The following is a 24,045-nucleotide window of genomic DNA, read 5'->3' as shown; positions in this document are numbered from 1 at the left end:
TAAAAATGATTGCGCTTTCTTATCTGGTGATACTGTTTTGGGATCAAGTTTAGTGTTTACTTTATTATCTAAATAGGCTCATATTAAAGTGAGAAATGGTGAATCTGCATTAGAACATAAGTACATATACCAAGAAGGTTGGCTCGTGCACTGAATAATAGAGCACATTTTGAAATTTAAGTTTGCTAGATTTTTCTATGAGGAGCTTAAAGGCATTTGACAGATATGAACGCGCGATAGAAATGGCTAAGTCTCTCACAGTTTAAGTTACTAGTAAGTAAACTCAGGCTAGGTGTCATACTATCTAACAGTAAGCATAACAAAGAGGATGAGCAATCATTTACACCCCTGATTATTAAGATAATCAATCAACTTCTCACGAATCAAAAGTCATTACCAAGTGCCTGAAAATAATTCTTTAATATGATCAGAGATGTATCGAACGTCACTCCGCTTAGATTCAAATTTAAGGCAAGGAGAATTTGGAAATCTTAAGGCGTATTATGAATAAATATGGGGAAAATCTATTTTTTTCTAAAAATCATTGTCAGATTATTTGACATATTCAGTGCAGTCATAATTTTTCTAGTATATAAATAAACATAGTGTTAAACACAATTGAGACTAGGGGGACATTTTAATAATGAAAAAATTATTCGTTAATGCTTTATTATTATCTAGTTTTGCTGCTTTACTTGTTGCATGTTCGGACGAGACTGACGCGCCTGCTGACGGCAACGAGGCACAAGGTAATACAAACAGTTCAGGAGATGCTATATCTGCGATTCAAGATCGAGGAGAGCTTGTTTTAGGGGCAAATGACCAACTTCCTGGATTTGGATATGTGGGTTCGGATGGAGCGTATGTAGGCTTTGATATTGAGTTTGGTAAAGTTATGGCTGCCGCTATTTTAGGGGATGCAGAAGCAATTGAATTCCGACCATTATCTGCTCAAGAACGTTTCACAGCACTTCAGACTGGTGAAGTAGATATTCTTGTCCGAAACACAACATGGACACTAAATCGTGATGCTGAGATAGGCTTAAATTTTGGTCCAACAACTTTCTATGACGGACAAGGAATGATGGCACCTTCAGATAGTGGAATTGAAACGCTGGAAGATTTAGAGGGAGCTCGTATCGGCGTTGAGCAAGGAACAACAACTGAATTAAATCTAGCAGATCAAATGAGTAAACGTGGTATAGATTTTGAGACAGTTACATTTGCAGATCAAGATAGCTTAATTGCTGCTTATGAGTCTGGCACGATTGATGCATGGACAACGGATCAATCAGCACTAGTTTCTCGCATGGATACTTTGCAAGATCCGGACGGGCATGTCATTTTAAATGAAGTTCTTTCCAAGGAGCCACTTGGACCAGCTGTACTTGATGGAGATGATCAATTCTATGAAGTTATGTACTGGGCTACAAACGCAACGATTCAAGCAGAGGAGTTTGGAATTACTTCAGAGAATGTGGATGACTTCTTAGATACAGAAGATCCAGACATCGCTCGTTTCCTTGGTGTAGAGGAGAACTTAGGGGAGCAGCTTGGGCTTGAAAATGATTTTGCTTACCAAATTATAAAACAAGTAGGAAACTATGCAGAAATCTATGATCGCAATTTAGGTGCCGATAGTCCATTTAACTTAGATCGTGGATTAAACGCCCTTTATACTGATGGAGGCTTAATGTACTCTCCGCCATTTAGATAAAGATAGGAAATCTTATAGAAAGAGCCTGCTTCGTTTTTTAGTAGAGAGGCAGGCTTTTCTACTAATGAGAGTAATGGATGTAGATGAAAGAGAACAGAGAGGATGAAAAGGATTGGCTCAGCCTTCTACAAACCGCCCACCATTTTGGCGAAATCAAAAATATATAAATATTATTTGGCAAGTTCTTTTTTTAGGTGTAATTATCGGAGTAATCTATTATCTTGCTACGAATGCGATTGCAGGATTAAACCGAGCTGGCTTGGGTTTAAGCTTTAACTTTCTAAGCAATCGTGCTTCCTTTCCAATTGGAGAAACCGTCATTCCTTTTGCTTCATCAGATACTTTTTTAAAGGCTTTGTATGTTGGTTTTCTTAATACGTTAAAGGTGTCCATTGTTGGTATTGTCCTGACCACGATCGTAGGAGTCATTGTGGGTGTGTCAAGATTATCTAGCAACTGGTTGCTTAGAACTATATCTACATGGTATATAGAAATTTTTCGTAATACGCCCGTATTAGTACAAATCTTCTTCTGGTATTTTGCGGTTATGCTTGCGATGCCGCGCATTCAGGACGTTAATGCAAATTATGGATTTATTATTAGTAATCGAGGGTTTGTTTTTCCGTGGTTTGATACAAATTCCTCCTTTTACATTTGGTTAGGTCTCTTACTTGTTGCTGTAATCGGAGCGTTCCTCGTATTTAAATGGAAAAATAAACAGCAAATTGAAAGAGGGGTCAAGCTATATCCTAGTGCTTGGTTTTTGGGTGTCATTGCCATAGTAATTGGAGCGGGCTATCTTATTTTCAGGGAATTTCCTGCCTCATTAAGTATTCCTGAACACACGGGTACAGGTACCTCTGGTGGATACCGCTTTTCTCCAGAATTTGCAGCCATTTTGTTTGCTCTTGTTATGTATACAGCCACGTACATTGCTGAGATTGTTCGAGGCGGTATATTGGCTGTATCAAAAGGTCAAATTGAAGCGGCTGAGGCTCTTGGCCTTAGTTCATCAAAGATTCTAAGATTTGTTACATTTCCACAAGCAATTCGGACCATTATTCCGCCTGTTACAAGTCAGTATCTTGGGTTAGCCAAAAACTCTAGTTTAGCCGTTGCCGTCGGATATCCTGATTTATTTAGTGTCGGGAGTACAACGTTAAATCAAACGGGTAGAGCGATTGAGGTTATAACGATCATGCTATTGGCTTATCTAACCATTAGTTTGGTGACATCATTGATTATGAATATTTACAATAAATACACCGCTTTGGTAGAGAGGTGAGGAGACATGGATCTTGAAAAGCTACAAAAAATAGATGATAAGGTTTCAAATCCTATGCCTGCTGAAGTAAGGATTGGTCCTGGAGCTTGGTTAAAGAAGAACCTATTTTACTCTTGGTTTAGCTCAATCTTAACGATTGTGCTCTTAACTGCTGCTGTTTTGTTACTAACAAATATACTAGGCTGGACTTTTTTTACTGCTAGATGGGAAGTTATTTCTGCAAACTTTAAACTTTTTATGGTTGGTCAGTATCCTTTAGAGCAATTATGGAGAGTTTGGGTATCTTTACTTTTAATTAGTTTATTTATTGGGATAACTTATGGTGCTAGAAGAGGAATCTCAAATATTATGTTTTTTAGTATTGCTGCAGTTTATATCGTGGCTATAGCATTACCTTTTATTTCGGGTTCATCCCGGTTTTGGCTTGCTGGAGCTATATTAAGCTTGGGTGCAGGATTTGGTATAGGTTCTTTTGTACCAATCTTAAAGAAGTATGCAGGCTTTGCTTGGATTCTTTGCTTTGTTTTAGTCTTATTTTTTATTCAAGGCTTTGGAATCCTTCCAGAAGTCCGTACAAATACGTGGGGCGGCTTAATGCTCACAATGATGCTAGCAGTCATAGCCATTGTGTTCTCCTTCCCAATCGGTGTGTTATTCGCCCTGGGTCGTACAAGTAAATTACCTATTATTCGGTTAATAAGCGTAGTTTACATTGAAATTATACGTGGTGTTCCGCTCATTACCATATTATTTATGGCACAAATTATGGTGCCGCTATTTTTACCAGGTGGAGTGACAGTTGATAATGTAGTACGTGCAATGGTAGGTCTTGTTATTTTTAATTCGGCCTATATTGCAGAAAATGTTCGTGGTGGGCTGCAGGCTGTTCCAAATAGCCAGATTGAAGCATCGCATGCATTAGGATTAAGTACATTAAAAACAACAACATTTATCGTTTTACCGCAAGCATTACGAGTAACAATACCTTCAATGGTTGGTCAATCGATCTCAATTCTAAAAGATACAACATTAGTTGCTACTGTTGGGTTATTGGATGTATTAGGTATTGGACGAACCGTTATTTCAAATCCGGAATTTCTAGGAACACAAAAAGAAGTCTTTGTATTTGTAGCCTTACTTTTCTGGGTCATTTGTTTCACTATGTCGGTCACAAGTCGCAAACTAGAGAGATCACTAAGCGTTGGTCACCATTAAGAGGGGAGATATTCTAAAATGAGTAAAGAAACAGAAGTATTAGTAGAGTTTGACCCAAGTATTCCTTTAGCAGATAGAGAGGACATCATTGTCTGTGAAGGAGTTAATAAATGGTATAGCAATGAATTACATGTATTAAAGGATGTAGATGTTTCCATTAAGCAAGGGGAAATTGTGTGTATTCTTGGACCATCTGGGTCAGGGAAATCAACCTTTATCCGTACCATTAATGCATTAGAGAAGATTCAAAAAGGCCATATCACAGTGGATGGGATTGCATTATCAGAGGATAATGCGAACATTGATGCCATTCGTAAGGAAACAGGCATGGTGTTCCAATCCTTTAACCTCTTTCCTCACCTAACTATTTTAAAGAATATTACCTTGTCGCCAATCTGGGTCAAAAAATGGCCAAAAGCGAAGGCGGAACAAGTCGCTCTTGAATTGTTAGAGCGTGTTGGTATCCCTGAGCAGGCACATAAATACCCTGGACAGCTATCAGGAGGTCAGCAACAAAGGGTTGCCATAGCAAGAGCTTTGGCGATGAGACCTAAGATCATGTTATTTGATGAACCGACCTCAGCACTTGATCCAGAGATGGTTAAAGAGGTTCTGGATGTTATGAAAGAGCTTTGCGACACAGGCATGACAATGCTGGTAGTAACACACGAAATGAGCTTCGCTCGTGAAGTAGCCGACCGCATCATCCTGTTCGACCAAGGAGAGCTCGTTGAAATGGGTACACCAACCGAACTCTTTGATAACCCTAAACACGAAAGAACAAAAACCTTCCTATCGAAAATTTTGTAGTATTAAAAATGACTATGTTAGTATATCCGACAAAACGCCTCTTGGAATGGATCCCCAGAGGCGTTTTGTAAAATTTTTGTTTTAGTTAGAGATAACTCTAGCCATTTATTTTACCTACTAAATAGCGGAATGTATGGGAGGCCGACTCTGAAGGGATGTACGGGCAGGGTTGAAATGAATTGGCTATGCCAGTTTAGTTCAACGCCCGCCCGCGGGTGCGTGCCCCCATACATGTAGCGGAGTCGAAGAGCCAATCCATGTTTATTTCTGATACTCTGTTTTTCTAAGCAATAAATTCGCATCCTGCATTTTCGAGTGCTATAATAAATTTTGTAGTGAAGTTAATGGATTTAAAGGAGGATTTTATCATGGCAATTGTGAATGTAACAGATCAAACGTTTTCTTCTGAAACAAGCGAAGGCGTTGTACTTGCTGATTTCTGGGCACCTTGGTGTGGACCTTGTAAGATGATTGCACCGGTTCTAGAAGAGCTTGACTCAGAAATGGGAGATAAGGTTAAAATCGCAAAGCTGGATGTTGATGAGAATCAAGAAACAGCAGGGAAATACAGTGTAATGAGCATTCCTACACTTCTTGTCTTCAAAGACGGTGAAGTAGTAGATCAAGTGGTTGGTTTCCAACCGAAAGAAGCTCTTGCAGAACTGCTTAACAAGCATCTGTAATAAGTACAATTCAAGATCTGACCCGCTTTCTATACGTAGAGAGCGGTTTTTTTGGCATGCCGTGACTTGTCTTCATAGAAAAAAAGAGGCATGATGTTAAGAGAAGAATGATAAATAAAGGGGAGAGACTATGAGCCAGCTAAAAGAGAAGCTGACAATCCTTCCTAATCAACCTGGCTGTTATCTGATGAAGGATAGGCAAGGAACCATTATATATGTGGGGAAAGCCAAGGTATTAAGGAACCGAGTACGCTCTTATTTTAGTGGTTCACATGATGCTAAAACACAGCGGCTTGTCAGTGAAATAAAAGATTTCGAATATATTGTAACAAGCTCTAATATTGAGGCACTTATTTTAGAAATGAACCTCATTAAAAAGCATGACCCAAAATATAATGTCATGTTAAAGGATGATAAATCATATCCTTATCTAAAAATCACGAACGAAACACATCCAAGATTATTGATTACACGTCAGCTGAAAAAGGATGGAGGCAAGTATTTCGGACCATATCCAAACGCTGGAGCGGCTAACGAGACGAAGAAGCTGCTTGATCGTATATATCCGTTACGTAAATGTCGTAATATGCCGGATTCGGTATGTTTGTATTATCATATTGGTCAATGCCTCGCTCCCTGTGTGTATGAGGTAACGGATGAGCAGAACCAAGAAATGATTCAAGGTATTTCTCGATTTCTAAAGAATGGACATTCTGATGTAAAAGAGACACTTACACAAAGAATGCTGAAGGCCTCTGAGGAGTTGGACTTTGAACGAGCAAAGGAAATTCGTGACACGCTTGCTCATATGGAGGCCATTGTAGAAAAGCAAAAGATGACGATTAACGATATGGTAGATCGTGATGTGTTTGCTTTTGCATATGATAAAGGGTGGATGTGCGTCCAGGTATTTTTTGTTCGCCAAGGTAAGCTAATTGAGCGAGATGTCTCTCTTTTTCCTTTTTATAAAGAAGCAGCAGAAGATTTAATGACGTTTATTGGCCAGTTTTATTTGCAAAAGCAGCATATCAAGCCTGCAGAGGTTCTAGTGCCCGAGGAAGCGGATGCGGAGCTCCTTAGTGAGCTGCTTCAAGTAAAAGCTATGCAACCAAAGCGAGGACGAAAAAAAGAACTATTAGATCTAGCGGCAGAGAACGCTCGAGTTGCATTAAAAGAAAAATTTTCATTAATTGAACGTGATGAAAATCGTACCATTCATGCTATTGAGCGTTTAGGTGAAAAGATGGGCATCTCCACACCTTACCGAATTGAAGCCTTTGATAATTCAAACACTCAAGGAACGGATCCTGTTTCAACCATGATTACGTTTCTTGATGGGAAGCCAAGCAGGAAGGATTATCGCAAATATAAGATCAAAACAGTTGAAGGGCCTGATGATTACGGGTCTATGCGTGAGGTTGTACGGAGAAGGTATGTGCGGTTATTAAAAGAAAATTTACCGATGCCAGACTTAATAGTTATAGATGGAGGAAAAGGTCAAATTGCTGCTGCGCAGGAAGTTTTGGAGGATGAACTTGGCTTAACTATTCCTGTATGTGGGCTAGCGAAGGACGAAAAGCATCGTACGTCACAATTGTTAAAGGGTTCTCCCCCAGTTGTGATTCCGCTAGAAAGAGATAGCCAGGAATTCTATTTACTGCAACGCATTCAAGATGAGGTACACCGATTTGCTATTACCTTTCATCGAACTGTTCGCTCAAAAACATTCTTTCAATCTGTACTCGATGATATTCCTGGGGTTGGAGCGAAACGAAAACAGAAGCTATTAAAGCATTTTGGTTCTGTTAAAAAGATGAAGGAAGCCTCCATTGAAGATTTTATAACCCAAGGAATGCCGCAATCTGTAGCGCAGGCGATTGTTGAAAAGTTGGCAGAAGAAGCCAAAGGATAGGTAATGGAGCGTTAATGAAGCTAATGTTCGAAAACCAAATATATTCAGTTGCTTTAGGAATGGAGAAACACTTGCGTTCCTCGGCCCCTGCAAACTCTCCCATTAAAACATAGAAGAGCTGAACCATTGTGTGTTAAGTCAACGCAATGGTTCAGCTCTTCTTGTAGTCAAAACACTTGTGTCCAGTCTCGTTTATAGGATATTGCGCGGCAAAATTTTATTGAACAGGGGGGCCAAAAGCTTTTACCTTATGAAATATTATGTTTCATCTACAGGATCATGCCGATCAATCGTTACATGTATTTGCATGGCTTGTTTTTTTTCTGTGATGACAGCAACTGATATGGATTGTGTCCATGCTTCAATTTGTTGAGCGATGAATCCAGCTTCCAAATAATAGCTGCGTTGGTCGTGTTTGTCCATCCAAGAGCCTGTAAGTTCAAATGTACGTTCATAGGGTTTTTCTTTTATTAGCTCAAGTGCACCCCAGTGCGCTTTGTCGAAGAAAAGGCTTAACTCTTCTACTGATTCTACGGGGTGAGTTCTGGCAACAGATTTCCCAAGCCAGTAAAGGAGTGATTCTTTTTCTGCGCCCAAAAGCTCTGATAATACGTCATTTCGAATTAAATGATAACCAAAAAGGGGGTCTTCCCACTTAGGATTAGATTCCATACCTCGTAACACCTCTCTTGCCATAAGTATAAAGGACTTCTCTAAAAATTCTAGAGTCGGTAGTCTGATTTTTTGTTCATTTCTGTGACAAATACAAGGTATCATTTTAGGGGGCGAGTTCATAGATCGATTGTTAAAAAGTTTATAGTGGAACGAAATTTATTGCGTCTAATCGCCTTTTTTTGGAGTTAATTGCCTTGTTAATTTGTATACGGTTTCTTGACGCCATTATCCGATGGGGGTACAATTAATTTGTCGGATTTTATTACTTATGTAACGTTGAATACGGAACCAAAATTGACAGGAGGATTTGTATATAAGATAAAGAGAAATGAGAGGATACGCTGATTTTGGTTAAATTTTTTGTGGGGGGAACTAGTATGCCTGAAAATCGTGAATATGTGCTTCGAAGACTACATTCGTTACTTGGCGTCATACCAATTGGAATCTTTTTAATTCAACACTTTGTTGTTAATCACTTCGCAACCCGTGGACCTGAGGCATTTAACTCAGCCGCACACTTTATGGAAAGTCTTCCTTTCCGATACGCTCTAGAAATATTTATTATCTTTATCCCATTGCTTTATCACGCCATATATGGTGTTTTTATAGCATTTCAAGCTAGAAATAACACATTACAATATAGTTATTTTAGAAACTGGATGTTCAGATTACAACGTGTAACAGGTATTATCCTAGTTATCTTTATTTCTTGGCATGTTTGGGAGACTAGAGTTGCAGCTGCTCGTGGGGCAGATGTAAACTTTGATATGATGGCAGACATTTTTAGCAATCCGTTTATGGTTGCTTTCTATATTCTGGGTGTTGTTGCTGCGACCTTCCACTTTGCTAATGGCTTATGGTCATTTGCCGTTTCATGGGGAATCACAGTCACACCTCGTTCGCAACAAATTTCTACCTATGTCACACTAGGTATCTTTATTGTGATGACAGTGATTGGACTACGTGCAATCTTTGCATTTATTTAGACAGATACATCGTATAAAAAGGAGTGAATAGAGAATGAGCAAAGGTAAAATTGTTGTAGTTGGCGGCGGCCTCGCGGGGCTAATGGCCACAATCAAAGCAGCAGAAAAAGGGGTACCTGTAGATTTATTTTCTATCGTACCAGTTAAACGTTCTCACTCTGTCTGTGCGCAGGGCGGTATAAATGGAGCAGTAAATACAAAGGGTGAAGGGGATTCTCCTTGGGAGCACTTTGATGACTCTATTTATGGTGGGGATTTCTTAGCGAACCAGCCGCCCGTTAAAGCAATGACAGAAGCTGCACCAGGAATCATTCATCTACTCGATCGTATGGGAGTTATGTTTAATAGAACGCCCGAGGGTCTTCTTGATTTCCGACGTTTTGGAGGAACGCAGCATCACAGAACGGCTTTCGCAGGTGCTACGACTGGTCAGCAGCTTTTATACGCATTGGACGAGCAGGTTCGTCGTCATGAAACAAGTGGTCTAGTAACGAAATATGAAGGTTGGGAATTCTTATCTGCAGTTGTAGATGATGAAGGAACCTGCCGAGGCATTACTGCACAAGAGTTAAGCTCCTCAGAAATTCAAAGCTTTCCTGCAGATGCTGTTATTATCGCTACTGGTGGGCCTGGAATTATATTTGGTAAATCAACGAACTCAGTTATTAACACTGGTTTCGCAGCTGCGAAGCTTTATAAACAAGGCGTTGATTATGCAAATGGTGAGTTCATTCAGATTCATCCAACAGCTATTCCGGGGGATGATAAGCTTCGTCTGATGAGTGAATCAGCGCGTGGAGAAGGTGGACGTGTCTGGACGTATAAGGATGGCAAGCCATGGTATTTCTTAGAAGAGAAATATCCGGCTTATGGAAACCTTGTACCGCGTGATATCGCTACCCGTGAGATCTTCTCCGTTTGTGTTGATGACAAGCTTGGAATTAACGGAGAAAACATGGTGTACCTAGACCTTTCTCATAAAGATCCTAGAGATTTAGATATTAAGCTAGGTGGAATCATGGAGATCTATGAGAAATTCATGGGCGATGATCCAAGGAAAGTACCAATGAAAATCTTCCCTGCTGTTCATTACTCAATGGGTGGTATGTGGATTGATTATGATCAGATGACAAACATTCCAGGCCTGTTTGCAGCTGGTGAATGTGATTATTCTCAGCATGGGGCTAATCGACTTGGTGCTAACTCTCTCCTATCGGCTATTTACGGAGGTATTGTTGCTGGGCCTAAGGCAGTTGAGTACATTAATGGTTTGGAAAAGTCAGCTGATGCGATGCCAGAATCACTCTTTAGTGAAGAGGTTCGTAAGGAGCAGGCGGCCTATGATGAGATTCTTAGCTTAGACGGAAATGAGAATGCTTATGTGCTCCATAAAGAGCTGGGCGAATGGATGACAGATAATGTGACAGTGGTTCGTACCAACGAAGGATTGCTGAAAACAGACGAGAAAATCCAAGAGCTTATGGAGAGGTTCAAACATATTAACATTAATGACACGGCAAAATGGAGCAACCAAGGGGCAGCCTTTACAAGGCAGCTTGGATCAATGCTTGACTTAGCGAGAGTTATTACTTTGGGAGCATATAATCGTAATGAAAGTCGCGGTGCCCATTATAAACCTGAGTTCCCGGAACGTAACGATGAAGACTTCTTAAAAACAACTAGAGCGAGCTATAATGCAGAGACAAATGGTCCTGACTTTACGTACGAAGATGTTGACACATCTCTCATTAAACCTCGTAAACGTGACTATTCACAAAAGAAACAAGGAGTGGCTAAATCATGAGTGAAAAGTTAATTCATTTTAAAGTAACTCGTCAGGATGAGCCAAGCGGAGAGTCCTACGTTGAGGAATTTCATGTTCCTTATCGAGCAAATATGAATGTAATTTCAGCACTAATGGAATTCAGACGTAATCCTGTCAATGCGGCTGGTGAGAAAACAACTCCTATCGCATGGGATATGAATTGTCTAGAAGAAGTGTGTGGAGCTTGCTCAATGATTATTAATGGAAAGCCGAGACAATCATGTACGGCTCTGATAGATCAGCTTGAGCAACCAATTCACCTTGCACCAATGAAAACATTCCCTGTAGTACGCGATCTAGTTGTGGATCGTAGCAGAATGTTTGATTCATTGAAAAAGGTTAAAGCATGGATTCCGATTGATGGTACCTATGACCTTGGACCAGGACCAAGAATGGCTGAATCTAAACGCCAATGGGCCTATGAGCTTTCCAAATGTATGACCTGTGGTGTTTGTTTAGAAGCTTGTCCAAATGTTAACAGTAAATCAGAGTTCATCGGACCAGCTGCTTTATCACAGGTACGTCTATTTAATGCTCACCCAACAGGTGAAATGAATAAAGCAGAACGCTTAAATGCATTAATGGATGAAGGTGGATTGATGAACTGTGGTAACTCACAGAACTGTGTTCAATCTTGTCCAAAAGGAATTCCACTTACAACATCGATTGCAGCATTAAATCGTTCGACTGCACTTCAATCATTTAAGAACTTTTTTGGTGGTTGATCGATAGACAAAAAGAGACTGATGCCAAGTTGGCTTCAGTCTTTTTTTGTGTCTAAAAGACATTATATTGTTAATTCACCTAATCTAATTAACTCAATGACTGCTTGAGAGCGCCCCTTAACTCCAAGCTTTTGCATGGTATTAGAAATGTGATTTCTTACGGTTTTTTCACTGATAAACAGGTCTTGAGCGATATCTTTGGTGGTTTTATCCTGAACGAGTAGCTCGAATACTTCGCGTTCCCTTTTTGTAAGTAAAGGTTTAGGTCCGAATTCTGCTCCTTTCAATGAGTTCACTCCTTCTTGCTCGGGCTAGAGCTGCCGGCGGGTATTACCGGTAAGGGTTAAGTCATGACAGTATATGAAAGGCCAAAAGGAAAGGTGATACTTCAAAAGCAAAGTCACACCAAAAATAAATGTGGGAAAATGTTGAATAACTTAAAAGTTTATAAAAATATTAGAATTTAATCATAATTTATATATTGATAAATTTTACAGTTTGCCAGATAATTAATTGATTCTATAATTAAGAAATTTAAGGGGCGAAAGATTTGGGTAAACGAGCATTAGTTATTTCTGGTATTGTACTGGCAAGTTTGTTAGTAGTTGGAGGAGGGGGCTACGGCATTTATCACTTTACAAGTGATAGAATGGCTTCTGCTGGTTTTAATGAAGGTGATATTTATCCAATGCAAGTTGCTGATTTTTCGATGGGAATGGATGATTATGCTCTGCAGGCCTTTACTGGTAAGGTGGAAGCTGAAAGACAAGAGAAGGTTTTTACTGATCCAGCGATTGGAAAGATTAAAGAGACCTTTGTGCAAGAAGGTGACGAGATAGAAGAGGGAACAGCTCTTTTTGAATATGAGTCTGAAGAAGTCGAAGATCTAAGCCTAGATATTGAACAAGCACAGCTGGATTTAGATATGTACTATTTACAGATTAATCAGACACAAAAACAAATTGATAAGTTAACGAAACAAATGAAGGATGCAGAAAAAGAAGAGAAAGAACTGCTTCAGGAAGAATTAGATCAATTTAATTATGATTTAAAGGTAACCAACTTAGAAACTGGACAAGCTCAAAAAAGGTTAGAAGCCTTAAAGAAATCCGGTGAAACCAATTCAAATGTTGTAGTTAGTAAAACCGCTGGTGTTGTTCAATCCATTAACATGGATATTGCTGATGGTGCACAAAACGAAGCAGCGAATGAACCTTATATACAAATTATATCTAATGGTGATTTTTTAATTAAAAGTCAAATTAATGAGCTCCTTTTAGGAAGTGTAGAAGAAGGAATGGAATTACGAGTTACAGCAAAAAATGGCCAAGAAGGCGAATGGGTTGGAACTGTAACGGAAATTGGTAAGCTTCCTGTATCTGATGAAAGTAGCGATTATTATTATGAGGAATCTAATCCTCAAACGTCTAAATATCCATTTACTGTTGTATTGACCGAACACGAGGGGTTAGAAATTGGATATCATGTCAATTTGGAACCGTTCATGTCAGGTGAAGAGACTGCTTCTGATCAAGTCTTACTTATGAGCGACATTCTTTTTGAAGAGGATGGAAGCATGTTTGTTTGGAAGGTAAGTGAAGAGCAAACGTGGATGAAACAAGAGGTTGAAATAGGGGAATATGTAGATGATTTTAATGTGGAGATTCTTAGTGGATTAACAAACGAAGACTTTGTTGCTTGGCCTGATCCTGCTCCAAATGAAGGGGACGAGGTCGAGTACCTAGAGGACATGTTCTATGATTAAGCTTTCCTCTATTTGCAAATCGTACCGTGTTGGTAAAGAGGATGTACCAATACTGAAAGATATAGACTTAACTATAGAGAAGGGTGAATTTGTTGCCATTATGGGTCCTTCTGGCTCAGGCAAATCTACGTTAATGAATATTCTTGGCTGCTTGGATAAGCCTTCATCCGGTGAGTATACATTAGATCAACAGAATATGCTTTCTAGTAAAGAAAGCTTTTTAGCAGACATAAGAAATCGTTCTATAGGTTTTGTGTTTCAGACCTTTCACTTAATGCCAAGATTAACTGCTCAGCAGAATGTTGAAATGCCACTAATTTATAGTGGAGTGAAGAAAAAAGTCCGACGTGAAAAGGCTAAAGAAGTTCTTGAGAAAGTTGGACTTGAAGAGCGATTGAAATTTAAACCTTCAAGTCTTTCAGGTGGTCAAAAGCAACGTGTAGCCATTGCAAGGGCACTAGTGAATGAGCCTGCTTTTATCTTAGCCGATGAACCGACAGGCGCATTGGATACCAAAACGAGCGAGCAGGTTCTTGCTCTTTTTACAGAGCTTAATAGAGAAGGAATTACCATCGTGATGATTACTCATGATAGAGAAGTAGCGGAAAAGGCTGACCGCATCATTTTTATTCGCGATGGTGAATTATTCAGAGAAGAGAAAGGAGAGCTTGTCCATGCTTGAGAATATTAAGCTATCCTTTCAATCCATCTTCGCACATAAGATGCGTTCAACCTTAACCATGCTCGGAGTGATCATTGGGATTGCAGCGATTATTGCGATCGTCTCCATGATTCAAGGGCAAAGTGAAGCGTTAAAAAGCAATATTATCGGAATGGGAAACAATACGATTCAAGTCACCTATGAAGATATGACGATGTACGGAGAGGGAGAGGAATTTTGGGGTGGAGACTCATATTTATCTGCTCCGCCTATTCAACAAGAGACTTTAGATATGATCACTGAAGATCCACTTATTGATACAGTGTCGCTTTTTCATAAGTCATGGAGCGAAGCTTATCATGAGATGAATATGTCGTGGCCAGAAACATATGCAGTTGATTCAACTTACTTTGAACTGTTTCCCATCGACATTCTTGAAGGTAGAATGCTGACAGACGAAGAGCTCGATGGTAAATCCCAGCTTGTGATGATTAATGAAGCTACCAGAGATGAATTATTTATGGGAGAAGAAGCGATTGGTCAGATCATTGATATGAAAGGTGTGCCATTCAGAGTAGTAGGTGTGTTTGCTGAAAAGTCGAACGTAGAAGACCCTTTTTTTTATGATGATTGGACGCCATCCATTGTTTATTTTTCAAAAGGTGCTTGGCCAATTGTAGAAGGTTATGATGCCCCTACTCAAATTTTGGTTAGAGCCACAGCATCAGATAGCATACAAGAGGCAGGCGAGTTTACAGCTGCCATGTTAAATAGTGATCTTCCCACTTATGAAACGGCCTCGTACCGTATCCCTGATCTACAATCGATCGCAGAAGATTTAGAGGCTATGAACCGTACCTTTGCTCTTTTACTAGGTGGAATTGCTAGTATCTCTCTGTTAGTTGGGGGAATTGGAGTCATGAATATTATGCTTGTTTCTGTTACTGAGAGAACTCGTGAAATTGGCATAAAAAAAGCACTTGGAGCAAAGCGCCACATGATTTTACTACAGTTTTTAACCGAAGCTGTGGTACTAACAAGTTTTGGTGGAGCTTTAGGTGTGTTAGTAGGTATTGGAGCAGCTAAGATTATTTCAACATTTATGAGTATGCCGTTTTTTATATCAATATCAGCAGTTGTAGGAGCTTTATTATTTTCAATGATGGTTGGAATCATCTTCGGCCTGTTACCATCAATAAAGGCATCGAAGCTTCAACCAGTAGAAGCCCTTAGATACGAATAAATTTATAAAAGACGTCTTCAGTGGCAATAAAATGGGCTGAAGGTGTCTTTTTTTTGAATAAGCCGTTAAAAAAACCTTTACATCGGATGTAAAGATTGATAAATATTTTTTGTATATGATATACTGTTGTTGATCTACTGGTATGTGTGGTCTTCTTACATTCATTACTAATGAAAATGAGAGCATGTGCCGATGGTTTTAAAAGAAGTATACAATTTTTGTGATCAGGTAGGTTAAGCGGTGTATATGAGTACCGTACTATTCGTGCACGTTTTGGTATGATATGCTCTTTACCTAATGTGTCTATTTTTTTATTGCAGAATATGCTATTCTTTTTTTGAACAAAAATGGGTGAAAGTAATGTCGTTCTGCATACTATGAAAGAAGCATTTGCATGACCCCGAATTTTTAATAATATAAGAAGAAAAGAGGCTGATTCATTATGGCAGAAAAAACGTTCAAAATTACAGCAGAAACAGGAATTCACGCACGTCCAGCAACACAACTAGTAAACAAAGCTGGACAGTTCTCTTCAGATATTACACTTGAGTATAAAGGTAAGTCTGTAAACCTTAAATCCATTATGGGAGTAATGTCTCTTGGTGTAGGTCAAGGCGCAGAAGTAACAATTAAAGCAGAAGGTTCAGATGAAACAGATGCATTGTCTGCTATTGAAGAAATCATTAAGAACGAGTTAGGGGAATAATACATGCCACAAGAGATTTCTGGCATAGCTGCTTCCCATGGGATTGCGATTGCAAAAGCCTATGTGCATGAGGAGCCTGATTTCACAATTTCCTCCTCTGAAGCAACTGATCCCGCGGCAGAGATTGAGAGGCTTGAAGGCGCTCTCAGCTCTTCCCGGGAAGAACTTGCCGCTATTAAAGACAAAACCGAACAAAATCTGGGGGCAGATAAGGCTGAAATTTTTGCTGCCCATTTACTTGTATTAAGTGATCCAGAATTGTTGGACGCCGTTAAAGGGAAAATTAATAACGAGAATAATAATGCTGAATATGCATTAAATGAAGTAACAAGCCAATTCATTACCATTTTTGAAAATATGGATAATGAATATATGAAAGAGCGCGCTGCAGATATTCGTGATGTATCGCATCGAGTACTGGGACATCTTTTAGGCATTGAGACTGGTTCTTTAGCTACGATCAGCGAAGAAACAATTGTGATTGCTGAGGATCTAACTCCATCTGATACAGCCCAATTAAATCCAGCATTTATTAAAGGGTTTGCTACAAATATCGGTGGTAGAACTTCGCATTCTGCGATTATGTCTCGTTCTCTAGAAATTCCAGCCGTTGTTGGAACAAAAGAGGCAACGAATTCCATTAAAAACGGTGACCTAGTCATTGTTGATGGGATTGATGGTCATGTAGTGATTAATCCGTCTGAAGAAATGTTGGCGGCGTATAGAAAAAAACAAGCTGATTTCCAAGAACAGAAAGACGAATGGGCTAAGCTTGTGAATGATCAAACAATCACATCCGATGGAGCGCATGTTGAGCTTGCTGCTAATATTGGTACACCAAAGGACTTAGATGGTGTTATTTCTAATGGAGCTGAAGGTATAGGGTTATACCGCACTGAGTTTCTTTACATGGGTAGAGATAATCTACCATCTGAAGAAGAGCAGTATGAAGCTTATAAAGAAGTAATTGAGCGTATGGAAGGCAAACCAGTTGTTATCCGTACTCTTGATATTGGTGGCGATAAGGAACTTCCTTATCTTGACTTACCAAAGGAAATGAACCCTTTCTTAGGCTTCCGCGCAATTAGACTTTGCTTAGAGCAACAAGACTTGTTCCGCGTGCAGCTTCGTGCTCTGCTTCGTGCAAGTGCATTTGGAAACCTAAAAATTATGTTCCCAATGATTGCTGTTCTTGAAGAGCTTCGTCAGGCAAAAGCTTTGCTTAATGAAGAAAAGGACAAGCTTATTGCAGAAGGCATCAGTGTGTCCGATTCAATTGAGGTTGGCATTATGGTAGAGATTCCTTCAACTGCAGTAGCCTCTCCTCAATTTGCCAAAGAAGTTGATTTCTTTAGCATTGGAACCAATGATTTAATACAATATACATTTGCAGCAGATCGTATGAATGAGCAGGTGTCTTATTTGTATCAACCTTACCATCCTGCCATCCTGCGTTTAGTGGATATGGTTATTAAAGCAGCTCATAAAGAAGGAAAATGGGTCGGTATGTGCGGAGAAATGGCCGGTGATGAAGTCGCTATTCCGTTGCTACTTGGTCTTGGTTTAGATGAATTTAGTATGAGCGCAACATCTATTCTTCCTGCAAGAAGTCAGTTACTTAAGCTCTCAAAAGAGGAGCTGGCTAGCGTTGCACAAAATGCGCTTCAATTGGATACGGCTGATGAGGTAGAACAGCTGATTCGAACAGAGTATTTGTAGGGTGATGAATAGCGGACAGCCAGTTGGGTTGTCCGCTTTTTTGTGCATATGACAGGTAAGGCTTTGTCTAGAACGGAATAACTTGAATTCCTACTAGAAAAAAGAGACAATAGCATGAGATAAAGACTGGTGGACAGCCGGATCATGAATAGGAGGTGTCGTAATTGAACCATGAGCAAATAGAAGAAATCGAACGATCGTTACGAAGAGTATCTGATATGGTCAAACAAAAAGGACGTGTGATTCTTTCTCAGTTTCCGATCACACCACCCCAATTTGTCGCTCTGCAATGGCTAAATGAAAAAGGAGATATGACGATTGGGGAACTCTCTACAAACATGTATCTGGCTTTTAGCACTACAACGGACTTAATTGATCGTATGGAAAAAAGTGAGCTTGTTGCCCGTGTCAAGGATGCGAATGATCGTAGAGTGGTACGTATTCACCTGTTAAAAAAAGGAAAAACAATTATTGAAGAAGTGATTCTAAAAAGACAGGATTACTTAGAGGATATATTAGTGGATTTTTCCCCGGAGCAGGTGGATGTATTGGAGCAGAGTCTCACGTTGCTACGTGATAAAATGAAAGTAGCAAAAACAACGAAAGCTACATAGTGAGATATAAGTTTTTATATAAAGAAAAGAAGTTGAGGTAATTATGTTGGACAGACCGATAGGAGTAATTGATTCAGGACTTGGTGGATTAACCGTAGCAAAAGAATTATTAAGACAATTGCCTAAGGAAGAGATTGTATACGTAGGTGATTCAAAAAGGTGCCCGTATGGACCACGCCCTAAAGCAGAGGTGCGAACGTATACGTGGCAAATGATCAATTTTTTACAGACAAAAAATATTAAGATGCTAGTTATCGCCTGTAATACAGCAGCCGCTGTGGTACTCGAAGAGGTAAAGAAGAAACTGGATATCCCTGTGGTTGGAGTTATCTACCCTGGGGCCTCTAGCGCAATTAAATCAACAAAAAAAGAACATATTGCTGTGATTGGAACCACAGGTACTATTGCTAGTGGCGCATATACAACCACATTAAAAAATATTAACAGTGAAGTTCATGTCGAAAGCTTGGCTTGTCCTCCATTTGTTCCATTAGTTGAGCAAGGGATTTTTGATGGGGAAGAGGCAGAGCATGTAGTCAATCAAACTCTTAAACCATTAGCAGATAAGCAATTTGATACACTTATCTTAGGATGCACACATTATCCATTATTAACTACAGTCATAAAACAATGGGCAGGAAATCAAATTACCTTAATTTCATCCGGCGAAGAAACGGCTAGAGAGGTGAGTGGCCTGCTTTTCCACGCGGGTTCAGCCTATACAGGTGAACGCACGCCCCTTCATCGCTTCTACACAACGGGTGAGGAAGAATTATTTAAACGATTGGCAGATCAATGGCTTGAGATCGATGTAGGACAGGTTCAAACCATTTTTATAGATAAATAGATGTTAAACTAAGATTCTATTTAAAGAGCTTAATAAGAGTAGAGCCCTCGTATCTAATACGAGGGCTTTAAGTGTATAGTATTTACTTTTGCTTGAGGTAATAGGTTTGGACTCAGCAAATTGGCTCGTTACTAAATTTTCTCTGCCCTCCTGATAGTTTGTCTAAAAATTCAGGTCTAAATCAATAAATAGCTCGTATACATGAAAGTACAAACTACAAGGGGAGGGAAAAGAATGCGGAAGTACTTGAAGGTAGGATGCCCATTATTAATGGCAGCAACTCTTGTCGTCACCGGTTGCTCGTTTAATTCAGAGAACGCGGCGACGAATTTGGATACACCTCCAATTAACTATGTGGAGGATGGAGAGGACATTGATTTGGATGAGGTGGATTCAGAGGATGGTGAGCAGGAAGGTGAAGAGGAAGAAGATGTCACCGAACAAGCTGAGACCGTACAGCGAGAACTATACTTAATTGATGCAAATGGTATGGTCGTTCCACAAACACTCACCTTACCGAAAAAGGAAGGGGTGCTCAAGCAATCCCTTGAATATTTAGTAGCAGATGGACCTGTTTCAGAGCTTTTACCTAATGGATTTCAAGCCGTTCTACCGGCAGGAACAACTGTTGATGTGAATGTGAAGGAAGAAGAAAAGATTGCTGTAGCAGATTTTTCAAAGGATTTTGAAAAGTACGATCCAAATCAAGAACAACAAATTCTCCAAGCGATTACGTGGACCCTCACCCAGTTTGACTCGGTTGATAAGGTGCAAATTCGTATAAATGGATATGATCAAGATGTCATGCCTCTAAATAAAACGCCAATCGGGGATGGTGTAAGTCGTTCAGACGGAATCAATTTGGAGTCAAGTCAAGTCGTTGACCTTGTAAATAGTGAAGAAGTGGTTTTATATTTTCTAGGACATCAGGGAGAGTCAACATACTATGTTCCAGTGACACGAAGAGTTGACACGAGTGAGAACACACTAGCCGCGGCAGTCCAAGGTCTGATTGATGGTCCGGCATATGGAACCGCCTTATTATCTGAGATCCAAACAAATGTGAATCTGTTAGAAGAACCAACTGTATCAGACGGCACATTAACACTTAATTTTGATGATGAAATTTTAACCAGCTTAGAGAGCATGTCGGTCTCGGAAGATGTCTTAAATATGCTTGCACTGACCTTGACGGAACAGGAAGGTGTAGAAGAAATTGTGGTGGAAGTAAACGGGGAGGCTTCTATTCTGAATCAAGATGGAGAACCCGCTGAGCCTGTATCTAGACCAAAACAGGTAAATGATCATTCATTATAAAAATGTTTCCGCATTTACTTTGCCTTTTATAGGGGAGACTTTATAATAGATATAGTCTGAGAAGGAACTAATGGTCCTTCTCTTTTCATTTTGTGAGTAAAAGAGAGTTGGAATATACGTATGAGAAAAGATGGACGCCTCGCTAACGAGCAACGAACGGTTGAGCTGGATCTGCATTTCACAAAGCATGCAGAAGGATCTGTACTCATTTCAGTTGGCGATACAAAAGTAATCTGCACTGCGACGATTGAAGATCGGGTCCCGCCTTTTATGAGAGGCAAGGGCAAGGGATGGATTACAGCAGAATACGCGATGCTCCCAAGAGCAACAGAACAAAGGAATATTCGTGAATCATCAAAAGGAAAAGTAACAGGTCGCACAATGGAAATTCAACGCCTAATTGGCCGCGCATTACGAACGGTTGTAGATCTGCCTAAGCTAGGAGAGAGAACGGTTTGGGTTGACTGCGATGTAATTCAAGCAGATGGTGGGACGAGAACAGCGGCCATTACTGGCGCCTTTATAGCCATGTGTCTTGCGTTTGAGAAAGCCATGCAAAAAGAGCAGATGGTCGAATGGCCGGTCTTTGATTATCTAGCTGCTATTTCTGTTGGGATGGATAGTTCAAAGCAAGTGCTGTTAGACCTTTGCTATGAAGAGGATGCAAGCGCAGATGTAGATATGAATGTAGTGATGACAGGTCGGGGAGCACTCGTTGAAGTGCAAGGAACAGGGGAAGAGGCTGTTTTTACTCGAGCTGAACTATCTAAGATGCTGGATATGGCTGAAATAGGAATTAAAGAGCTTGTCACCTTGCAACAACAAAAGCTTGGAGCAACAGGCGTCCGTATCCAGGATACAAAAGGAGATCAACAACATGGCGACTGATATTATTATTGCTACGACAAACAAAGGTAAGATAAAGGAGTTTAAGCAACTCTTTGAAGGGAATGAAAGGGTCATAAAGTCCCTGCTTGATTACCCGCACATAATGGATATACCAGAGGACGGTCATACCTTTCATGAAAATGCAGCCATCAAAGCAGAAACGCTAGCAGGCATTTTAAATTGCACCGTCATTGCTGACGATTCCGGGCTTGAAGTTGATGCCTTGAACGGGGCTCCAGGCATTTACTCCGCTAGATATGCAGGTGAACAAAAAAATGATGCAGCAAATATAGAGAAACTTCTTAAAGAGCTTGAAGGAACGCCTGAAGAAAAGCGTACAGCTAGATTTGTATGCGTCATAGCTGTTGCTCAACCTGGAGAAGAAACCATTTACTTTAAAGGGCAGTTTGATGGCATAATCACCAGTCAACCCCAAGGTGAAAAAGGCTTTGGCTATGATCCCATTTTTTATATTCCAGAGCTAGGACAAACAGCAGCTGAAATCTCCTCAAACGAAAAAAATGCTCGCAGTCATCGAGGAAAAGCAATACAAGAGCTGTTAAAATATAAAAACCTATTTAATTTATAAGGAGGAACCTATGAAAGCTCTTATAATTAGTGATAGTCACGGATGGACCGACAAATTAGAACAATTGCTTGATGAAAAACGGAACGACGTGGATCAAATTTTTCATTGTGGTGATTCAGAGCTTTCACCCACGCAAAGCCCACTTAAAGATGTCATTTCAGTACAAGGTAATTGTGACATTGGTCAGGACTTTCCAGAAGAGTGGATTGAAGAAACAGATCACGGGAAAATGTACTTCACTCATGGACACCTGTATCAAGTGAAAAGTCAACTGAACTCGCTTGTTCTCCGAGCAGAGGAAGTGAAAGCAGATATCGCTTGTTTTGGACATACCCATGTCGCCGTCTGCTTTCAGGAGAAGGGCATTGTATTTATTAACCCAGGCAGCATCCGTCTCCCATCAGGTAGAAGAGACCAAACGTACTGCATATGTGAACTCAAAAAGGATCTAATTACCGTCACGTATTACACTTATGACGGTCAAGAAATGCCAGAATTAGGCGGAACATTTAACCGCGAGTAGGAAGCAGGTAAGTGGAGGAGAAAGCCTCTTCCTCCACTTGATGGCAGTAGCATGCTTGATAAGATCGAAAAAAATATTGCTTAAAAAGGAACGTTTAAAAATGAGAGTTGACATTTCTTATTAAATACGGTATATTTATTTTCGTCGCCGATATTTCATTTTTATGTGCGGGTGTAGTTTAGTGGTAAAACCTCAGCCTTCCAAGCTGATGATGTGAGTTCGATTCTCATCACCCGCTTTTTGATTTTGTCCCAGTAGCTCAGCTGGATAGAGCAACGGCCTTCAAGAAAATAGGAGCCTTTACAGGGAAACAAGAACCTGTAAAGTGGACGACACTGTATCGGTGAAGCCTGACCAGCCTCGGCTGTTGGTAATACCGAGGAAACTTGTAATCAATATTGATTATGCGAATCAGAAGGTCTCAGCTTTGAGAGGTATGATGAGCAGTGTGCACATGCGCAATGAGGATCCGTAGAGACTATACGTGTCGCACCTGAAATGGTGAAGATATAGTCCAGACCACAAACAGATTGCTGGTGGCGAAAGTCATAGTGGTAAGCTAAGCCGTCGGTCGGGAGTTCGAATCTCTCCTGGGACGTAACCGAGCAGAATTACATAGTTTTAGAAACAGCAAAGAATGTCTTAAACCATTTTAATTAAAGGGTTTAGGGCATTTTTTGTTTATAAGTGTGATAGCAAAAAATAAGTGCTACAAATCAAGTGGAATGATTGTGTAATCAAGGCCCTGAACCGTTACCAAGAAATAAGCTTCGTATATCAAGAAGAAAGAGCGACATACCAAGAGCCGGAGGGCAATAGCAAGAAAGAAGCTTCTTGTATCAAGAAGAAAGAGGGACATACCAAGAGCCGGAGGGCAATAGCAAGAAAGAAGCGCTGCATACCAAGAAGAACGAGTGACTTACCAAGAGCTGGAGCAGGATACCAAGAAAGAAGCACCGCATACCAATTAGAACGAGCGACTTACCAAGAGCTGGAGCAGGATACCAAGAAAGAAGCACCGCATACCAAGGAGAACGAGCGACTTACCAAGAGCCATGGCACAATACCCAGAAAGAACCCCCGCACACCAAGGAGAACGAGTGACTTACCAAGAGCCAGAGCCTGATACCAAGAAAGGAGTCCCGCCCACCAAGAAGAACGAGCGACTTACCAAGAGCTGGAGCAGATGCCAAAAAGAAAAGTCTCATACCAAGAAGAACGAGCACTTAACCAAGCCCAGAGCAGGATACCAAGAAAGAAGCGCCGCATACCAAGGAGAACGAGCGACTTACCAAGAGCCATGGCACAATACCCAGAAAGAACCCCCGCACACCAAGGAG

The 24,045-nt window shown here is 40.2% G+C and carries 22 protein-coding genes and 1 tRNA gene; 21 read left to right on the top strand and 2 right to left on the bottom strand.

What is annotated here, in order from left to right; all coding sequences use genetic code 11:
- Positions 1-643: 643 nt before the first annotated feature.
- From FN960_RS00115 to uvrC, 6 genes are all read left to right on the top strand, one after another.
- A complete protein-coding gene (locus FN960_RS00115; protein WP_143846345.1) occupies positions 644-1,717 on the top strand; it encodes an amino acid ABC transporter substrate-binding protein in 1,074 nt (357 codons plus the stop codon).
- A gap of 112 nt (positions 1,718-1,829) precedes the next feature.
- Positions 1,830-3,002 carry an amino acid ABC transporter permease gene (locus tag FN960_RS00110; RefSeq protein ID WP_143846344.1) on the top strand — a complete coding sequence of 391 codons (1,173 nt, stop codon included), beginning with the start codon at positions 1,830-1,832 and terminating at the stop codon, positions 3,000-3,002.
- Between the two features lie 6 nt (positions 3,003-3,008).
- The gene (locus FN960_RS00105) at positions 3,009-4,217 is read left to right on the top strand and encodes an amino acid ABC transporter permease (protein WP_143846343.1); all 1,209 of its coding nucleotides are present in this window, start codon (positions 3,009-3,011) and stop codon (positions 4,215-4,217) included.
- A gap of 18 nt (positions 4,218-4,235) precedes the next feature.
- The gene (locus FN960_RS00100; protein ID WP_143846342.1) at positions 4,236-5,027 is read left to right on the top strand and encodes an amino acid ABC transporter ATP-binding protein; all 792 of its coding nucleotides are present in this window, start codon (positions 4,236-4,238) and stop codon (positions 5,025-5,027) included.
- Between the two features lie 368 nt (positions 5,028-5,395).
- Positions 5,396-5,710 (top strand): thioredoxin, encoded by a 315-nt coding sequence (gene trxA / locus FN960_RS00095; RefSeq protein ID WP_143846341.1) that lies wholly within the window; start codon positions 5,396-5,398, stop codon positions 5,708-5,710.
- Positions 5,711-5,840: 130 nt separating this feature from the next.
- A complete protein-coding gene (gene uvrC / locus FN960_RS00090) occupies positions 5,841-7,622 on the top strand; it encodes an excinuclease ABC subunit UvrC (RefSeq protein ID WP_143846340.1) in 1,782 nt (593 codons plus the stop codon).
- A 258-nt stretch (positions 7,623-7,880) separates the two neighbouring features.
- Here uvrC and FN960_RS00085 read toward each other — a convergent pair whose 3' ends face one another.
- Positions 7,881-8,294, bottom strand: a complete 414-nt coding sequence (locus tag FN960_RS00085; RefSeq protein WP_143846339.1) for a YslB family protein — start codon at positions 8,292-8,294, stop codon at positions 7,881-7,883.
- A 380-nt stretch (positions 8,295-8,674) separates the two neighbouring features.
- On the opposite strand from FN960_RS00085, the gene FN960_RS00080 reads away from it, so the two are divergent.
- The 3 genes from FN960_RS00080 to sdhB are packed head-to-tail and all read left to right on the top strand — an operon-like array spanning position 8,675 to position 11,833.
- Positions 8,675-9,283, top strand: coding sequence for a succinate dehydrogenase cytochrome b558 subunit (locus FN960_RS00080; protein WP_143846338.1), 609 nt, complete (start codon positions 8,675-8,677; stop codon positions 9,281-9,283).
- 34 nt (positions 9,284-9,317) lie between these two features.
- Positions 9,318-11,087 (top strand): succinate dehydrogenase flavoprotein subunit, encoded by a 1,770-nt coding sequence (sdhA, locus tag FN960_RS00075; protein WP_143846337.1) that lies wholly within the window; start codon positions 9,318-9,320, stop codon positions 11,085-11,087.
- Positions 11,084-11,833: a succinate dehydrogenase iron-sulfur subunit gene (sdhB, locus tag FN960_RS00070; protein WP_143846336.1), complete on the top strand. Its 750-nt coding sequence runs from the start codon at positions 11,084-11,086 to the stop codon at positions 11,831-11,833. Before sdhA ends, sdhB begins: the two co-directional genes overlap by 4 nt.
- Before the next feature lie 62 nt (positions 11,834-11,895).
- Here the strand turns inward: sdhB and FN960_RS00065 are convergent, their stop codons facing one another.
- Positions 11,896-12,120 carry a helix-turn-helix domain-containing protein gene (locus tag FN960_RS00065; RefSeq protein WP_143846335.1) on the bottom strand — a complete coding sequence of 75 codons (225 nt, stop codon included), beginning with the start codon at positions 12,118-12,120 and terminating at the stop codon, positions 11,896-11,898.
- A 263-nt stretch (positions 12,121-12,383) separates the two neighbouring features.
- Between FN960_RS00065 and FN960_RS00060 the strand changes: the two genes are divergently transcribed.
- The 12 genes from FN960_RS00060 to FN960_RS00005 all read left to right on the top strand — a co-directional run bounded on the left by FN960_RS00060 (position 12,384) and on the right by FN960_RS00005 (position 22,943).
- Positions 12,384-13,598: an efflux RND transporter periplasmic adaptor subunit gene (locus FN960_RS00060; RefSeq protein ID WP_143846334.1), complete on the top strand. Its 1,215-nt coding sequence runs from the start codon at positions 12,384-12,386 to the stop codon at positions 13,596-13,598.
- A complete protein-coding gene (locus FN960_RS00055) occupies positions 13,591-14,280 on the top strand; it encodes an ABC transporter ATP-binding protein (protein ID WP_143846333.1) in 690 nt (229 codons plus the stop codon). The genes FN960_RS00060 and FN960_RS00055 overlap by 8 nt, the downstream gene beginning before the upstream one ends.
- Positions 14,273-15,502, top strand: coding sequence for an ABC transporter permease (locus FN960_RS00050; RefSeq protein WP_143846332.1), 1,230 nt, complete (start codon positions 14,273-14,275; stop codon positions 15,500-15,502). The genes FN960_RS00055 and FN960_RS00050 overlap by 8 nt, the downstream gene beginning before the upstream one ends.
- A gap of 442 nt (positions 15,503-15,944) precedes the next feature.
- Positions 15,945-16,208: a phosphocarrier protein HPr gene (locus FN960_RS00045; protein ID WP_143846331.1), complete on the top strand. Its 264-nt coding sequence runs from the start codon at positions 15,945-15,947 to the stop codon at positions 16,206-16,208.
- Positions 16,209-16,211: 3 nt separating this feature from the next.
- The gene (ptsP, locus tag FN960_RS00040; RefSeq protein ID WP_143846330.1) at positions 16,212-17,927 is read left to right on the top strand and encodes a phosphoenolpyruvate--protein phosphotransferase; all 1,716 of its coding nucleotides are present in this window, start codon (positions 16,212-16,214) and stop codon (positions 17,925-17,927) included.
- A 164-nt stretch (positions 17,928-18,091) separates the two neighbouring features.
- Positions 18,092-18,541, top strand: coding sequence for a MarR family winged helix-turn-helix transcriptional regulator (locus tag FN960_RS00035; protein ID WP_143846329.1), 450 nt, complete (start codon positions 18,092-18,094; stop codon positions 18,539-18,541).
- 46 nt (positions 18,542-18,587) lie between these two features.
- On the top strand, positions 18,588-19,388 hold the full coding sequence (racE, locus tag FN960_RS00030; RefSeq protein WP_143846943.1) for a glutamate racemase: 801 nt from the start codon (positions 18,588-18,590) through the stop codon (positions 19,386-19,388).
- Between the two features lie 234 nt (positions 19,389-19,622).
- Positions 19,623-20,705, top strand: coding sequence for a GerMN domain-containing protein (locus tag FN960_RS00025; protein ID WP_143846328.1), 1,083 nt, complete (start codon positions 19,623-19,625; stop codon positions 20,703-20,705).
- 120 nt (positions 20,706-20,825) lie between these two features.
- Positions 20,826-21,593, top strand: coding sequence for a ribonuclease PH (gene rph, locus FN960_RS00020; protein ID WP_143846327.1), 768 nt, complete (start codon positions 20,826-20,828; stop codon positions 21,591-21,593).
- Positions 21,583-22,182: an XTP/dITP diphosphatase gene (locus FN960_RS00015; protein ID WP_143846326.1), complete on the top strand. Its 600-nt coding sequence runs from the start codon at positions 21,583-21,585 to the stop codon at positions 22,180-22,182. The genes rph and FN960_RS00015 overlap by 11 nt, the downstream gene beginning before the upstream one ends.
- A gap of 10 nt (positions 22,183-22,192) precedes the next feature.
- The gene (locus FN960_RS00010) at positions 22,193-22,705 is read left to right on the top strand and encodes a metallophosphoesterase family protein (protein ID WP_143846325.1); all 513 of its coding nucleotides are present in this window, start codon (positions 22,193-22,195) and stop codon (positions 22,703-22,705) included.
- 167 nt (positions 22,706-22,872) lie between these two features.
- Positions 22,873-22,943, top strand: a tRNA-Gly gene (locus tag FN960_RS00005).
- The last annotated feature ends 1,102 nt before the right edge of the window (positions 22,944-24,045 follow it).

This window comes from Alkalicoccobacillus porphyridii, assembly GCF_007293315.1.
Classification (GTDB): domain Bacteria; phylum Bacillota; class Bacilli; order Bacillales; family Bacillaceae_D; genus Alkalicoccobacillus; species Alkalicoccobacillus porphyridii.
This window is presented reverse-complemented; position numbering and strand designations above follow the sequence as displayed.